This window comes from Prosthecobacter sp. (assembly GCF_044226605.1).
Lineage (GTDB): Bacteria > Verrucomicrobiota > Verrucomicrobiia > Verrucomicrobiales > Verrucomicrobiaceae > Prosthecobacter.
Genome location: NZ_JBGAGS010000014.1, coordinates 117,039 through 132,048, shown reverse-complemented (window position 1 = coordinate 132,048; position 15,010 = coordinate 117,039). Strand labels below are relative to the sequence as shown.

General features: G+C 60.8%; 12 protein-coding genes. 8 read left to right on the top strand and 4 right to left on the bottom strand.

Annotation, left to right across the window (positions count from 1 at the left end; all coding sequences use genetic code 11):
- Window positions 1-2: 2 nt before the first annotated feature.
- A complete protein-coding gene (locus ACILSO_RS20040; RefSeq protein WP_395739228.1) occupies window positions 3-1,670 on the bottom strand; it encodes a GspE/PulE family protein in 1,668 nt (555 codons plus the stop codon).
- Window positions 1,671-1,836: 166 nt separating this feature from the next.
- Between ACILSO_RS20040 and ACILSO_RS20035 the strand changes: the two genes are divergently transcribed.
- Window positions 1,837-2,910 (top strand): DUF3500 domain-containing protein, encoded by a 1,074-nt coding sequence (locus ACILSO_RS20035; RefSeq protein ID WP_395739227.1) that lies wholly within the window; start codon window positions 1,837-1,839, stop codon window positions 2,908-2,910.
- 350 nt (window positions 2,911-3,260) lie between these two features.
- A complete protein-coding gene (gene dnaA, locus ACILSO_RS20030; RefSeq protein ID WP_395739226.1) occupies window positions 3,261-4,694 on the top strand; it encodes a chromosomal replication initiator protein DnaA in 1,434 nt (477 codons plus the stop codon).
- A gap of 362 nt (window positions 4,695-5,056) precedes the next feature.
- Here the strand turns inward: dnaA and ACILSO_RS20025 are convergent, their stop codons facing one another.
- Entirely contained in the window at window positions 5,057-9,004 is a 3,948-nt protein-coding gene (locus ACILSO_RS20025) for a PVC-type heme-binding CxxCH protein (protein ID WP_395739225.1), read from the bottom strand.
- A 132-nt stretch (window positions 9,005-9,136) separates the two neighbouring features.
- Between ACILSO_RS20025 and ACILSO_RS20020 the strand changes: the two genes are divergently transcribed.
- The 6 genes from ACILSO_RS20020 (at window position 9,137) to ACILSO_RS19995 (ending at window position 13,341) form a co-directional block, all read left to right on the top strand.
- Window positions 9,137-9,379, top strand: coding sequence for a hypothetical protein (locus ACILSO_RS20020; protein WP_395739224.1), 243 nt, complete (start codon window positions 9,137-9,139; stop codon window positions 9,377-9,379).
- A gap of 147 nt (window positions 9,380-9,526) precedes the next feature.
- Window positions 9,527-9,700: a hypothetical protein gene (locus tag ACILSO_RS20015; protein WP_395739223.1), complete on the top strand. Its 174-nt coding sequence runs from the start codon at window positions 9,527-9,529 to the stop codon at window positions 9,698-9,700.
- 17 nt (window positions 9,701-9,717) lie between these two features.
- Complete coding sequence (locus ACILSO_RS20010) at window positions 9,718-10,935, top strand: cysteine desulfurase (protein ID WP_395739222.1); 1,218 nt, start codon at window positions 9,718-9,720, stop codon at window positions 10,933-10,935.
- 36 nt (window positions 10,936-10,971) lie between these two features.
- Window positions 10,972-11,409: a Fe-S cluster assembly sulfur transfer protein SufU gene (gene sufU / locus ACILSO_RS20005; RefSeq protein WP_395739221.1), complete on the top strand. Its 438-nt coding sequence runs from the start codon at window positions 10,972-10,974 to the stop codon at window positions 11,407-11,409.
- A gap of 3 nt (window positions 11,410-11,412) precedes the next feature.
- A complete protein-coding gene (gene mutM, locus ACILSO_RS20000) occupies window positions 11,413-12,225 on the top strand; it encodes a bifunctional DNA-formamidopyrimidine glycosylase/DNA-(apurinic or apyrimidinic site) lyase (RefSeq protein WP_395739220.1) in 813 nt (270 codons plus the stop codon).
- A gap of 66 nt (window positions 12,226-12,291) precedes the next feature.
- A complete protein-coding gene (locus tag ACILSO_RS19995) occupies window positions 12,292-13,341 on the top strand; it encodes a fructose-bisphosphatase class II family protein (protein ID WP_395739219.1) in 1,050 nt (349 codons plus the stop codon).
- Here the strand turns inward: ACILSO_RS19995 and ACILSO_RS19990 are convergent.
- Together ACILSO_RS19990 and ACILSO_RS19985 are read right to left on the bottom strand one after the other, a co-directional pair.
- Window positions 13,338-14,381 carry an SAM-dependent methyltransferase gene (locus ACILSO_RS19990; RefSeq protein ID WP_395739218.1) on the bottom strand — a complete coding sequence of 348 codons (1,044 nt, stop codon included), beginning with the start codon at window positions 14,379-14,381 and terminating at the stop codon, window positions 13,338-13,340. The genes ACILSO_RS19995 and ACILSO_RS19990 overlap by 4 nt on opposite strands.
- Window positions 14,382-14,448: 67 nt before the next feature.
- On the bottom strand, window positions 14,449-14,883 hold the full coding sequence (locus tag ACILSO_RS19985) for a c-type cytochrome domain-containing protein (protein WP_395739217.1): 435 nt from the start codon (window positions 14,881-14,883) through the stop codon (window positions 14,449-14,451).
- Between the last annotated feature and the right edge of the window lie 127 nt (window positions 14,884-15,010).

The following is a 15,010-nucleotide window of genomic DNA, read 5'->3' as shown; positions in this document are numbered from 1 at the left end:
AATCAATCAGCGTCAGCCATGGTGGCCTCGATGACTTCGTCCGCGGTGGTGAGGCCGGCGAGCACCTTGCGGATGCCGTCCTCGCGCAGGGTGCGCATGCCCAGCTCGCGCGCACGTTTGCGGAGCTGCGGGGTGGTGAGCTGCTGGTTGATCATGCCGCGTACTTCATCGTCGATTTTGAAGATTTCGACGATGGACATACGTCCGCGGAAGCCGCGCTGGCGGCATTTCGAACAGCCGACGGCATTCATGATGGTGGCCTCCGCCATCTGTGCGGCTTCGAGGCCGAGAGAGCGCAGCTCGTGATTGGAGAGCACGCCTGGCTGCTTGCAGTCGGGGCAGAGCTTGCGGACGAGGCGCTGGGCCTCGATGGCGCGCACCGCGGAGGCCGTGAGGAAGGGCTTCACGCCGATGTCGCTGAGACGGGCCACCGCGCTGGGGGCGTCGTTGGTATGCAGCGTGCTGAAGACCAAGTGGCCGGTGAGGGAGGCCTGGATGGCGATGGAGGCCGTCTCCAAGTCACGAATTTCCCCCAGCATGATGATGTTGGGCGCCTGACGCAGCATGGCGCGCAGCGCGGCGGCGAAGGTCATGCCGACGTCTTCCTTCACCATGACCTGATTGATGCCCGCGAGCTCGTATTCGACCGGGTCTTCCACCGTGATGATCTTGCGGTCGGGCCGGTTGATGAAGTTGAGGCAGGCGTAGAGGGTGGTGGTTTTGCCGGAACCTGTCGGACCTGTGACGAGAATGATGCCGTCCGGGAGGGTGATAAGCTGCTCGAAGCTGGCCTGGTCATCGCTGAGGAAGCCTAGGTCCACCAGGCCGAGCTTGAGACTGCTCTTGTCAAGCACACGCATGACCACGCTTTCGCCGTGGTTGGTGGGGATGATCGACACACGCATGTCGATCTCCTTGTCGTTGAATGACATCTGGATACGGCCGTCCTGCGGGATGCGTTTTTCATCCAGCTGCATGGTGCCGGTCATGATCTTGATGCGGCCGATGATGGAGGAGTGCAGGCGTTTGGGGTGGTGCCCGACATCCACCAGCACGCCGTCCATGCGGTAGCGGATGCGGATGTCCTTCTCCAAAGGCTCAATATGAATATCCGAAGCCTTCTGCTTGAAGGCCTCCATGAGCATGTTTGTCACCAGCTTGATGACCGGCGCATCTTCATCCGTGGTGCTGTTGTCCGCATTCTTGTCATTCTTGTTTTTCGGAGGCCCCATAACGGCTTCGTTGCCATAGATGTTGGACTGCAGGGTCTTAATCAGGGCAGGGGTGGAGCAGTAGTACTCAATGTCGGGCTGCAGCACGTGGGGCAGCGCATCGAGCGTTTCGAAATCGTAGGGGTCCGCCACCACGATCTGCAAAGTGCTGTTGTTCATGCCCAGCGGGGCGATCTTGTACTTCAGGGCCTCCTTCAGGGGGACCAGGGCTTTGAGCGCCGGATTTCCATCAAAGCCATGCAGGTCCACGTATTCCATGCCGGAATTGACGGCCACCATGCGCGCGATCTGCTCATCCGAGACCGTTGCGGATTTCACCAGCACCGCAATGACGCTTTCTCCGGGTTTGAGGCCGGTTTTGGCCTGCTGGATGTCGCGCTCGGTCAGCAGTCCGTTTTCGAGGAGCTGTTCGAGGAGGTATGCTTCATTGGAGTACATGAATTCGGATCTGCTTGGCGGGTGGTACGTGGAGACGGTAATTTACGATATTAATCAGACTACAACCTCACGCGGGAAAGTGTCAACGAATCGGCGCGGGCAAGATGAAAAATGATGACAATGAATGACAAACCGGCGGCGATATGAGCGTTCGACTTGCCCCGCCATGCAATCACGTCGAATCAACCCCATGCACCTCGCTCAGCGACTCTCCCTTCCTTTCCTCGGCATTTGCCTTGCATTTTCAAATTTGTCTGTCCGCAAGGCCGAGGCCCATGAGGCCGGCGCGCAGATGTCCGCCATCGCCAAGGTCTTTCTCGCGGCGCTGACGCCGGAGCAGAAAGCAAAGGCGAGTTTTGATTTTGCAGCGGAGGAGCGCGAAAACTGGCACTTCATTCCGCGTGAACGCAAGGGGCTGCCGCTCAAGGAGATGACGCCGCAGCAGCGTCTGCTGGCGCACGCCCTCCTGAACACGGGCCTGAGCTTCCGCGGTTCCGCCAAGGCGGTCACCATCATGAGCCTGGAAGAAGTCCTCTACCAGATCGAAGGTGCGGATGAGTCGAAGCGTGCTGCCACACGCGAAAAGCGCGATCCTGAAAAGTACTACGTGTCGATTTTCGGCGAGCCTGCTGACAAGGGCGCCTGGGGCTGGCGTGTGGAAGGCCACCATCTCTCGCTGAACTTCACCATCAAGGACGGCCAGATGCTGCGCGCCACGCCTTCATTCATGGGCACCAATCCGGGCGAGATCCGCCAGGGGCCTCTCACCGGGCTGCGTGTGCTCGGCGTGGAAGAAGAACTGGGCCGCGAACTGGTGAAGTCTCTCACACCGGAGCAGTTCAAGACGGCGTATGTGGACACCGTGGCGCCGAAGGAAATGATCACCGCTGCTGAACACAAGGTGAGCGCTCTTTCGCCCGCAGGTCTCGCGGATACTGCCCTTGACGAAAAACAGAAGGCCATGCTCACTCGTCTCATTGACGAGTACATCGACCGTCTGCGTCCTGAGATCGCTGATGCAGCACGTGCGGAGTTCAAGGCCGCAGGCACCATCTATTTCGCCTGGGCTGGTGGCAAGGAGCGCGGTGAGCCGCACTATTATCGTGTGCAGGGCAAGACTTTCCTCCTTGAATATGACAACACACAGAATGACGCCAACCACGTGCACAGCGTGTGGCGCAGCTTTGACGGCGACTTCGGCCGTGATGTGCTTGGAGAGCACGTGAAACAGGCCCATTGATGCCAGCCGCAGGCCCGGATGCGATTTTCAGCCGGGACATTTTGATCAGGCACGCAATTAGCGTGCCTGATTTGCGTTTGCACAGCTATTCGCAAACTGTTCACATCTTGTACACGCAAGATTGAAGACATCTTCACATTCGAGTGGCAATTAATTTTGAATCTTTCTCGGGAAGGCTTCAAAACTTTAAAAATATATCAAGGAAGAGCTTGTTTCACGTGTCGGTTTCGTCATACAAAGAGGTGTCATTTAAAAAGATGTTCGGTGGTCTCTCGGTAGCTCCCATCTGAATCTCTTGCAGCACAGCTTCTCAATCCAACCTCGACCTCACTCTCCCAGAAAAACTCATCATGGCGCGCAACGATGAAAACTCGAATCACTCTTCCCTCAATGGATCGGCACAGCATGCGCACACAGAACTCTTCACGGCCGTTCCCAGTGTGTGGGACCAGGTCTGCGAAGTTCTGGTGAAGCGCCTCGGCGGCGACAATTTTCAGCGCTGCTTCAGCGGCACGACCGCACGTCTTTCGGACGACGGTCGTTTCATCATCACGGTGCCGAATCCGATTCATCAGCTGTGGATTGAAAGCAATCATACTGCTGCCGTGGCCGATGCCGTGGCGGAAGTCACGGGCGTGCCTGCCGTCATCGAGTTTCATGTGGCCACGGAGCCCGCGCCGGTTTCCTACACGCCGCTGCCTGAAATGAAGGCCGCACGCGTCCAGAACGCGGATCAGGCGCCCATCCGCTTCTTCAGCGAGGCCGGACTGAACGCCAAGTTCAACTTTGACAGCTATGTCGTGGGCACCAACAGCGGCTACTCCGTTGCGGTGGCCAAGGCGGTGGCTGAGAAGCCGGGCAAGATCTACAATCCACTGTTCTTTTATGGCGCCACAGGCCTTGGCAAGACGCACCTGCTGCAGGCCATTGGGCAGGAAGTGCTGGCACGCAAGCCGCGTGCGAATGTGCGCTACGTGACTTCCGAGCAGTTCACCAATGAATTTGTGGACGCCATCAAGCGCCAGACCTTCACGCAGTTCCGCCAGAAATACCGCAAGGTGGATGTGCTGCTGATCGACGATGTGCAGTTTTTTGAAGGCAAGGACAGCACGCAGGAAGAATTCTTCCACACCTTCAACGAACTCTTCAACAGCCAGAAGCAGATCGTGCTGGCCAGCGACCGCCCGCCGAGCGAGATCAAGAACCTGGAGAGCCGCCTGGTCTCACGCTTCGAGTGGGGCCTTGCCACGCAGATCCAGGTGCCGGATTTTGAAACCCGCATCGCCATCCTGCGCCGCAAGCAGAGCGACTTCAATGTCTCGCTCGAACCCTGGATCCTGGAATACATGGCGCAGCGCATCCGCTCCAACGTGCGCAAGCTGGAAGGTGCGCTCATGCGCGTGGCCGCCCACGTCTCCCTGGAAGGCGCCGTCACCACGGAGTCCGCGCTTGCCACCATGCTGCATGACGTGATCGACGAAGATCCGTCCAAGACCGTCACGGTGGACCGCATTCAGCGCATCATCGCCACCCATTACGACCTGCGCGTCAGCGACCTCACCGGACCGCGTCGTCCGAAGAACATCGCCGAGGCGCGCCAGGTGGCCATGTACCTCACCCGCACGCTGACCAAGCTGCCGCTGGTGCAGATTGGCGATGAATTCGGCGGCCGCGACCACGGCACAGTCATTCATGCCTGCAAGGTCGTCGGCAATCTGATCACGGGATCAAACGACTTTAAGCGCACACTGGACACGCTGGCCGGGAAGATCCGGGAAAGCTGAGGCGGGGTGTCGCCATGCAAGGTGCATGGCGAAAGGGCAGGGGCGAAAAGCCGTGGAGCTGGCTAAAGTCGCGGCAGCGTTTTGGAGTGCTCCAGACCTCTGGAGCTTTGCAGAGGCCGGCGGACGTTCGAAAGCGCCGGAGGACCGGCGCAGTCCAGGACGCTCTCGCGCACATGACGCAGCAGATCGTGTTGTTGCTAAAAATCGAAAAGGCTTTTCGCATGCTTTCGATGTTCAAGAGTCGCAGCAGCGTTTAAGAGTGCTCCAGACCTCTGGAGCTCTGCGGAGGCCGGTGGACGTTCGAAAGCGTCGGAGGACCGGCGCAGTCCCGTGCGCTTTCGTACAGATGGTGCCTCGATTTCTCACTTCCCCACGCTCAGCGTCCCCCACATCAGCACCGCATGGCCGGGGAAGGTGCACACAAACTCATATTCACCCGGCTGTGAGGGCGCCTTAAGCTTGAGGGTTTCACGCTGGCCGGGCTCGAGGAGCTTGGTGCCGGCGAGGATGTCTTTTTCAAAGGCGGTGGGAATGTAGGCGCGGCCCTGCTTGTCCAGCTTGTCGGGCGTCATGGTCATGGCTGCGGTGCCGATTTCCATGTGCTTTCCTGGGGGAACGATGACGAAGTTGTGCGGCATGACGTCGTCATTTTCGAAGATGACTTCAAACTGCTTGCCGGCGGTGACTTCAAGCCTTGTGGTGTCAAAGCGCAGCTGCTCGTGCACGGTATGCACCACAAAGACATCCACGCTGATGGTTTTCAGTTCGGCGAGGACGGCCTTGCCCGCGTCTCCCTGCAGCGCGGCCATCTCCTTTGCGGCGGTGATGATTTCCACGTATTCGGGCTTGCTGCGGTCGGCGGGCTTCACGGTCTTGCCGTAGGCGAGTACCGCGTCGGTGACGGGCTTTGCCTTGGCGGCGTCCCAGCTGGCTTTGGGGAACTTGATGAGGGCCTTGGCGGCGGCGTTGCGCTCTCTGCCGTCGATGAGGTGCTGCGCCACGATCTGGAAGTTTGCGCCGGCATGGTCTGCGCCCATGAGGGGCAGGGCGGTGAGCACGGCACGCAGGCGGCCGCCATCGAGGCTGGCATCCCCAAGCAGGGCGGTGAGGTGAGGCTGAAACTTGGCGCGTAGCGCGGCCTCGTTGGCAGGAATAAGCGCGATGGATTCCACAAGGTAGTTGAGTTCGCCGCCGTCGGTGGTGGCCTTCCAGAGATGGTCGGGAGTTTTGTCGCCAACGATGTAGGCGGCGTAGCAGGCACGCTTCACCGGCGCTTGTTTCGCCTCCATGGCCAGGGTCTTGATAAGCGTGCCGTGACGGGCAAGCATGCCGGGTGATTGCGCGAGCAGGAGCTTGCCGAGATCATCCGCAGTGGCGTTGAGCCTGCCATCGGCGGCCTCGATGCGCTTGAGCATGTTCACCAGCACCACGGGTGCGTCGTTGCCGCTGTTCTTGGCGAGTTCTTCAAGGGCCTTCGCGCGGACATCGGCGGTGAGCTTGGGGCGTGTGAGTTTTTCGATGAGCACGGGTTCCAGATCAGGCAGGCCTTTCAAATCGGCGTCGGTGGTCTTGGCGATAAACTCGGCGAGCGCTCCGGGATCCTTCGGCAGCACTTTGGTCTTCAGCACGGACTGCAGGCCTTTGCGGCATTCGCTGAAGACGTGATCAATGTAGGAGTCGGTGGGATGCTTGAGCACATCATAGGCGATCTCCAGCGCCTTCTCCGCATCCGGCGTCGGCTGGTAGAAGCTCAGCGCGCGCACGGCGTGCATGCGCACGGGCATGGCGGGATCGTTGACGGCGGCTTTCAGCAGGTCGAGTGCACCGGGGACGCGGTCTTTCCAATAGCACAGAACGCGTGTGGCGGCGGCACGGGCGCGGGGCTCGGGAGAGGAGAGGACCTGGTTGAGAAGGTCCACGTCCACCACATCCACCCACTGATGCACCCACAAGGCTTCAAGGCGGTGGTGCTCATATTCTTTGTCCCCCTTGTCGAGCTTGGCGGCCCACGCTTTCGCTGAGGCGGCTACCTTGGCCGGCTCGTATTTAGCGAGTTCGATCTTGCTCCGCATGCGCACGTTGTCCTCCCAGGCCTTGAGGTTTTCGAGGAGGCTTTCGATGCTCTGGCCGTGGATCTTGGCGGGTTTGAGCAGCGGGCGGCCCTCATAAGTGAGCTTGTAAATGCGGCCGTGAAGGTGGTCGCGATTCGGATCGCGCAGATGGTGCTGCATGTGGCCGATGATGGCATTGGACCAGTCGCAGAAATACAGCGCGCCATCCGGGCCCACGCTGACCGCGCTGGGGCGGAAGGTGGGATAAACAGCGGGGTCCACCTTCACGAGTTCATGGCTGACTTCTCCTTTCAGAGCGGAGCCGTCCGGCATGAGCGGCACGCGCCAGATGCCCTGGAAGCTGATGACGTTGCAGTTGAGGAAGTTGTTCTGCCAGTCATCGGGGAAGTGGCGGCTGGAGATGAGGTTGTTGCCTGCGGCTGGGCGAGCAGGGCGCTTCCAGAATTCCTGCAGCTTTGCGCTGCCGCCGCCTTCGCGTGGCAGGTAGCAGGAAGAAGCTTCGGCAAAGGTGTTCACGTTGCCGGTGGCATCGGTGAAGAAGGCATTGCCCCAGCGGTCCCAGACCTTGCCGTGGGGATTCACTGTGGCATCGGTCGTGAAGCGCTCCAGGGTGCGGCGGTTCAAGTCAAAGCGGTAGATGCAGCCGTTGGTGTTGCGCACCGGGCCATAAAGCGTCTCCACCTGTGTGCGATGGAAAACGCCGTCGCTCGGGTACAGCGCGCCGCCGCAGTCGTAGCTCAGCGCATTCGTTTCGTGGTGGGAGTCTGCGGCGCACAGGCCCATGAGCAGGATGGTGCGCTTGTCGCTTTTGCCATCGCCATTCGTGTCCTCAAGGTACACGAGATTGGGCGACTGCATCACGATCACGCCGTCTTTGTAGAAATTGAATCCGGTGGGGCAGTTCAGGTTGTCGGCAAATTCCGTCATCTTGTCCGCGGTGCCATCACCGTCGGTGTCTTCGAAGACGAGGAGACTGTCGCCCTTGGTGCTGGTGGGAGTGCGCTCGGGATAGTTTCTCCAGGCGCTGATCCACAGGCGGCCGCGTGTGTCCCAGGCCATCTGCACCGGCTTGGCGAGTTCGGGGAATTTCTTCTCATCGGCGAAAAGCGTGATTTTCAGGCCGGCTTCGGGCTGGATGTTCTTCATCGCTTCTCTGGCGTCTGGAAAATCCACCAGCCCTTCGGCGGTGAAGGTCATGCCGGTCATGGGAACCTTGTTGAATTCTTTGCCCTCTTTTGGGTTTGGCATGTTGGTCGGCACCTTCTCCACGGGCGGTAGATTGTCGTCCTTCACCACCAGGTCTCCGCCTTTGGCGATGGCATGCACGCGCAGGTCGCGGTTTGCCGTTTTCACATCGCGCTGGGCCATCTCCTCCATCATCACCTGGTAGTTGGAAATGTAGGGCTTCTCGGGATTGCGCTCGTTCTGCTTGAAACCGCCCACGCCTGCAGCGTAGGCGAGGCCGGAGCGGCCGCCGTACACATTGTAACCGTCGACGGTGCGGTAGCGCTGGTGCCACTCCCAGTTTTTGTCATTGATGGCCTGGCGCAGCTTTTCATTCACCTGCGGCGCGTCTTTGCCAGTGAGGGCCTTGAAGGCGGCCTCGGCGAGTGCTTTTTCGCCGCTGTCAGTGATGTAGAGGCCGTCGAGCGTGGAGCCTTCTGGCAGGCCCTTGGCGCTGGGCTGGAAGAGATCCACAAACGTCACGCCCTTGGCGGCAGCGACCTCGTTCATGGCGGCGGTGTAGTTCTGCAGGTTCGTGTTCTTTTCCTCCACCGGCGGCAGGCTGGGATTGGCCAGCTTTTGCAGGGCCATGGGAGAGAAGAGCACGATGCGCGGCGCGCCTTTGCCGCTGTAGTTTTGCGCCTTCGCATCATCGAGGAACTTGGCCAGATTCTTTTTAAACTCTTCGATCCCTTCGTATCCTTTGAACGACTCGTTGTAGCCGTAGAAGGCAAAGATGACATCCGCCTTCACCTTGCTGAGCCATTCATCGCGCGTGCCAAAGTTGTCGATGCGATGCCACGTCTGCACTTCGTCGCCAGAAAAAGCCAGATTGCGGAAGGTGAGGTCCTTTTCGGGATTGGCCTGCGTCAGCATGGTTTCCAGCCACCCGGAGTACTGTGCACGGTCGGGCAGGGCATTGCCTAGAATGGCGATGCTGTCCCCCTTCTTGAGGTCTATCTCTGCGTGGAGCGAGACGGTGAGGGACAGGAGGAGGGGGAGCAGTTTCTTCATGGCGGTGGGACGGGAAGGCTGTGCAATACGGCGTGCCAAAGGCAATGCTTGCCGCGGAAAGCGCAAGTTTGGGCATTCCTTGTGGAGATCAAAAATGTTTACTCTTGGAGGCGGGTGTGATAAACCAAACAAATGCCCTCGAAATCCCGTCTGGTTTATGCCGTCACCGCCTGCCTGTTGCTCAGCAACTGCGGGCTCATTGGTACGGCCATCAGGCTGGCTCCTTATGCCCTGCTGTTTGCGGATGAAAATGGCAAGGCTTCGGTAAACGGCAAGACGCAGGAAATGCGCGGACAGGAGATCCAAAACAGAGGGAGCCGCGGCATGCTGCCAGCGCAACGCAGCACCGCCCCCCAGGTGGCTTTCCGGCGCTGAGCATCTTGTTGTTTACAGAATCGCAACGTCATGATAAACACGACTTTAATGAAAATCGCTCGTACAAGCTTTTTAGTTCTGCTTTCTTTCGGCCTGACCAGTTGCCAGACATGGAATGCCCTCAAAAATTGCTATCCGGTGAAGTTCATGGACCAGACAGGCTCTGCCATGCTGGGCTGGCTCGGTGAAAACAATCTGCCCACGGACGGCAAGCCTGCCACCATGCAGGAGCGTGCCCGCGAGATCGAAAGCCGCGGCCACTATGCTGGCAAGCTGCCCGCCACCGTGGGTGATGCTGGACAGCGCACGGCGGCTCGCTAAGTGTGCTCTCCGCACACATGGACTGGCACCGCATACGTTCTGACTTCCCCATCCTCGATCAGCAGGTGCATGGGCACCCGTTGGTGTATCTGGACAATGCCGCCAGCAGCCAGAAGCCACGCGCCGTCATTCAGACGCTCTCGCACTACTACGAGCGGGACAACTCAAATGTGCACCGTGCGCTGCATGAGCTGAGCAACCGCGCCACGGAGGCCTTTGAGGCCGCGCGAAAAAAGGTGGCGCATTTCATCGGTGCCGCCTCGGAGGACGAGATCATTTTCACCCGTGGGACCACCGAGAGCATCAACCTGGTGGCAAACACCTGGGGCACTCAAAATCTGCGCGCTGGGGATGTCGTTCTCATCACCGGCATGGAGCACCACAGCAACATCGTGCCGTGGCAGCTGCTGGCTCAGCGCACGGGCGCAACGCTGAAATACATCCCGGTGCTGGACGATGGCACGCTGGATGCCGAGGCCATCGATGTGCTGCTCACGGAGCAGGTGAAGCTCTTCGCCTTCGTTCACATTTCCAACTCGCTGGGCACCATCAATCCCGCCAAGGAACTTATCGCTCGCGCGAAGGCTCTGGGCGCGGTGGTACTGCTGGATGGCGCGCAGAGCGCCGGCCACATGCCGATCAATGTGCAGGATCTCGGCTGCGATTTCTTTGCCTTCTCGGGCCACAAGATGTGCGGCCCCACGGGCATCGGCGTGCTGTATGGCCGCATGGCCCTGCTGGAAAGCATGCCGCCCTGGCATGGCGGTGGCGAGATGATCCTGAGTGTGACGATGGAGAGCAGCACCTACAAAGCGCCGCCGCACCGCTTTGAAGCAGGCACGCCGGACATCTCCGGGGTCATCGGCCTCGGCGCTGCCGTTGATTATCTGCAGGCCATCGGGCTGGAAAACATCCAGCGCCATGACCACAATCTGGCCAACTACGCCGTGCAGCGCATGGCGGAGGTGCCCGGCATCCGCATCCTGGGCCCGCAGAACGGGCACCGCGGCGCGCTGGTGGCCTTCCATCTCGATTTCGCGCATCCACATGACCTTGTGGAGTTTGCCAACAGCCACGGCGTGGCCATGCGCGGCGGACACCACTGCACGCAGCCGCTGATGAAGCGCTTCAAGGTGCCCGGCACCACCCGCGCCAGCTTTTATTTCTACAACACGCTCGAAGAGATCAATCGCCTCGTCGAAGTGCTGCTCCTCGCGCGTAAGTTCTTTGCGTGATGCAGGCCGCCAGCCTGTGCTATACGTTTCCCGACCATGCTCTCCGACGACCTCCGCGACCTCTACCAGCAGGTGATCCTGGATCACTCCCGGAACCCGCGCAACCGCGGCGAAATCCCGCCGCCCTGCCTCCACGCCCACGGCGACAACCCCTCCTGCGGCGACGAGATCGACGTGTGGGTGAAAGTGGCTGACAACGGCCACATCGACGACCTCAAGTTCACCGGCCAGGGCTGCGCCATCAGCCAGGCCAGCGCCTCGATGATGACGCAGAAGATCAAGGGCAAATCCAAGGACGAAGCCGCCGCCGTGCGGGAAGACTTCCGTCGAGTGGTCATGGGAGACGGTGCCCCGGCGAATGAGGATGCGCTGGGAGAGCTAATACTGCTGGAAGGCGTGCAGAAATTTCCGCAGCGCGTGAAGTGTGCCATGCTGGCGTGGAGAGCGCTGGAGCAGGCGCTGGAGGGGAAGTAGGCCATGCCTGAACTCCCCGAAGTCGAAACCACCCTGCGCGGCGTTTCGCCGCACGTGCTCGGTAAACGAGTCCGTGAGGTGATCGTGCGGGACAAGCGGATGCGCTGGCCGATTCCAGACACGATTCATGAAATGGAGGGCTGTGTGATTGAGTCAGGCACGCGGCGGGCGAAGTACATGCTGTTTGGGACGAAGAAGGGGACGCTGCTGCTGCATCTGGGTATGTCGGGAAATCTGCGGGTGCTGCCGGCGGACACGCCGTTCAAGAAGCATGATCATCTGGCGATCACGATGGACGGGGGCAAGCAGTTGCGGCTGCACGATCCGCGGCGCTTCGGTGCGGCGCTGTGGATTCACGGAGATGTGATGGAGCATCCGCTGCTCAAGGAGCTGGGGCCGGAGCCGCTGGGGGATGAGTTTACGACGGAGCATTTGCAGTCAGATTGCAAGGGCAAGACTGCGGCGATCAAGCAGGTGATCATGGATGCGCATGTGGTGGTCGGGGTGGGGAACATCTATGCGAGCGAGGCGCTCTTCATGGCGGGCATCAATCCACGGCAGGCGGCGGGGAAGGTGGCGAAGGTGAAGCTCGCGAAGCTGGTGCAGGCGATCCGCAAGGTGCTGGCGGCTTCGATCGAGATGGGGGGCACCACCCTGCGCGATTTTTTAAACGAGAGCGGCGAGCCCGGTTACTTCAAGCAGACGCTGCGCGTGTATGACCGCGCGGGTGAACCCTGCCGCGTGTGCAAGACGGAGATCAAGCGCATCGTCCAGGGGCAGCGCTCCACGTTCTTCTGCCCGACGTGCCAGAAGTAAGCGCCATGCAAATGACGCAATTCTTTCATTCGTCATTGCGGCTTCATCGGTCAAGATTGCCCCATCATGGCTTCGACTCTTCCCCCTCTGCGCAGCACCCACGATCTGGAACGCATCCTTGAATTTGAATTTGTGCGCGCCACGGAGAATGCGGCGCTGCAGGCGATCCACTGGCTCGGGCGCGGTGAGAAGGAGCTGGCGGATGGCGCGGCGTGTTCGGCCATCTACGGTGTTTTCGACATTCTCGATATCCGTGGCGAGGTGGTCATCGGCGAGGGGATCAAGGACAATGCGCCGGGAATCTTTGTGGGCGAGCACCTCGGCACGTGGCGCGATGGCTCTCCGCGCTTCAACATTGCTCTCGATCCCATCGACGGCACCAGCAACATCGCGAAAGGCCTGCCAAACAGCATCTCCGTCATCGCGGCCGCGCAGATTCCGGATGGCGCACCGTGCGCGATGAAAAACATCCCGAGCTTTTACAGTCACAAGATCGCCTACGGCCCGGCGGTGAAAAAGGCGCTGGAGGGCAGGGGAGACCGCTGCTTCCTGGACATGCCGCTCGGAGAGGTGATCGCCTTTGTGGCGCAGGCTCTGGGCAAGCGGGAGCGGGATGTGGTGGTTTCTACCATGGACCGCCCGCGCCATCACGAAATCGTGGAGCAGATCCGCAGTTCCGGGGCCGCGCTGCGCATGGTGACAGATGGCGACATCGCGGCGGCGGTGGCTCCCTCGATGCCTGAGCCTGCCTGCGATCTTTACGTGGGCATGGGCGGCTCGCCTGAGGGCATCCTCGCGGCGGCGGCGCTGAAGTGCCTCGGGGGCGACATGCAGCTGCGCATGTGGTTTCACAATGAAGCGCACCGGGCCGAGGTGGCGGAACAGACGTCTGCCGAGGAGATGAACCAAGTCTTCCGCGTGCATGAGCTGATCGTGGGAGAGAGCGCTCTGTTCTGCGCCACAGGCATCAGCGACAGCCCGCTGCTGCCCGGCTGCCGTCTGGTGGGGCACCGCGTGGAGACGCACTCCATCCTGATGCGCTCGCGCAGCGGCACGGTGCGCCGAATCCAGGCCACGCATGATCTGGACCGCAAGGTGGTGCCGCTGCGGGTTTAACCGGCGCAGACACAGATCTCCCGGCGATTGCCCGCGAGCTGCGTGGCAAACACAGGGGCGGGGGCGAACTCGCGGATGGTTTCGATGAACTCGTGGGCGCGGTCTTCCAGGGCTGGGGTGTTGAGCTTGACGGTGAGGATGAGCCGGCGGGCCTGCACGGCATCCACGATGCGGCGGAGGTCGGGCAGGATTTCGGGCGGGGCGAGATTGATGTCGCAGAGGAGCAGGGCGACTTCCTGTGGCAGGGCAGTGAGGTTCAGGCGGCCGGCGGCGGTGCGCCAGTGGTCGAAGCGCACGCCTTGCTTCCTGGCCAGGTCGAGCACGCGCGGGTCCATCTCGCCGGTGTCCACGCCGAGGACGTTCATGCCGCGCTGGAGGAGGGCATAGGTGGCTCCACCGGGGGCGCAGCCGAGATCTAGGGCGGTCTGGCCGCGCAGATCGAGCTGATCCCAGCCGCGCCAGGCGAGGGCTTGCTCGAGCTTGAGCCAGGCGCGTGAAGGCACGTCCTCCGGCAGGGTGAGCCGGGGCAGGCCGCCGGGCTGGGCGTGCATGCCGGGCTGGTGCTCGTGGCAGCCGAGGAAGAGAGGTTCTTCATTCGTCTCTCCGACGATGACGTCGAGAACGAGATCGCCATGGGCGAGCGGGCGCTGTGTTTCGAGCGCGATGCCTGCCTGCGCGAGTGCGGCGGCGATTTCAGCGCCGAGAGTGTCGATGCGCTGCCAGGTGGCAGGCTCGATGCCGTCCTCTGCGGTGATGCGGGGAAAGACGTGCAGGTGCAGCGGCCTGGCGGGGGCGAGCTTGCGGGTGTGCTCCACGAGATCAGGAATCGTCTTGCACAGGCCGAGGGAGGTGCCGCTGACGCGGGCAAAGTGGCTGAGATTTCGTGGCGGAATGAAGCCCGGAGAGCGCACCTTCCACGTGATGAACTGCGGCTTCATGAAGGCAGGCGTTAGCTCGCCGGCAAAGTGGCTGGCGATGTCCCGCTTGAGCGTGGGTTCAGATCCGGCGCGGCAGGTGGTAAAGCGGAAAGGCGTGTTCATGAAGAGGAAAAAGAAAGGCGGAGCCTAGGCTCCGCCCTTCGTGGTGAGATGTGGTGATGCTGAAAAATTATTCCACGCCTTTCCAAGCTCCGAAGCTGGCGCCTTCGGTGATCCACTTCTTGATCAGGGCGATGTTGGCGGCGCTCACGCGGTCGCCTTTGCCTTCAGGAGGCATGGCCATGTCGTCGGTGTCTGGCAGGGCCATGGTCTTGACCAGCCAGCTGGCGTCAGGCTTGCCGGCCACGACGTTTTCATCCGGATATTCCTTGCCGCCTTTGGTGATGGCTGCGGCGCTGTCCAGGCGGAGACCGCCCTTGGGCTTCTTCATCTTGCCGTTCTCTTCGTGCTCCTTTTCGTGGCACTTGAAGCAGCTTTCCTTCAGCACGGGGAGGATCTGCTTTTCAAAGTCCACCTTGCCCGCGTCCTGCGCGCTGGAGGTGGTGGTGACGGAGACGCCGAGGGCGAGCACAGCGGCGAGGGTGAGGGCGAGTGTGGTTTTCATGAGTGTGGTGTGACGAGAGCGGTGGTAAAGATGTTCGAGGGAATATCGCGGTCAAGCTGCATCCCGGATGGGATCGAAGCCGAATCACAAAAGTGAAGCAAGGTAAATATTTTGGTAGCCTTAAATA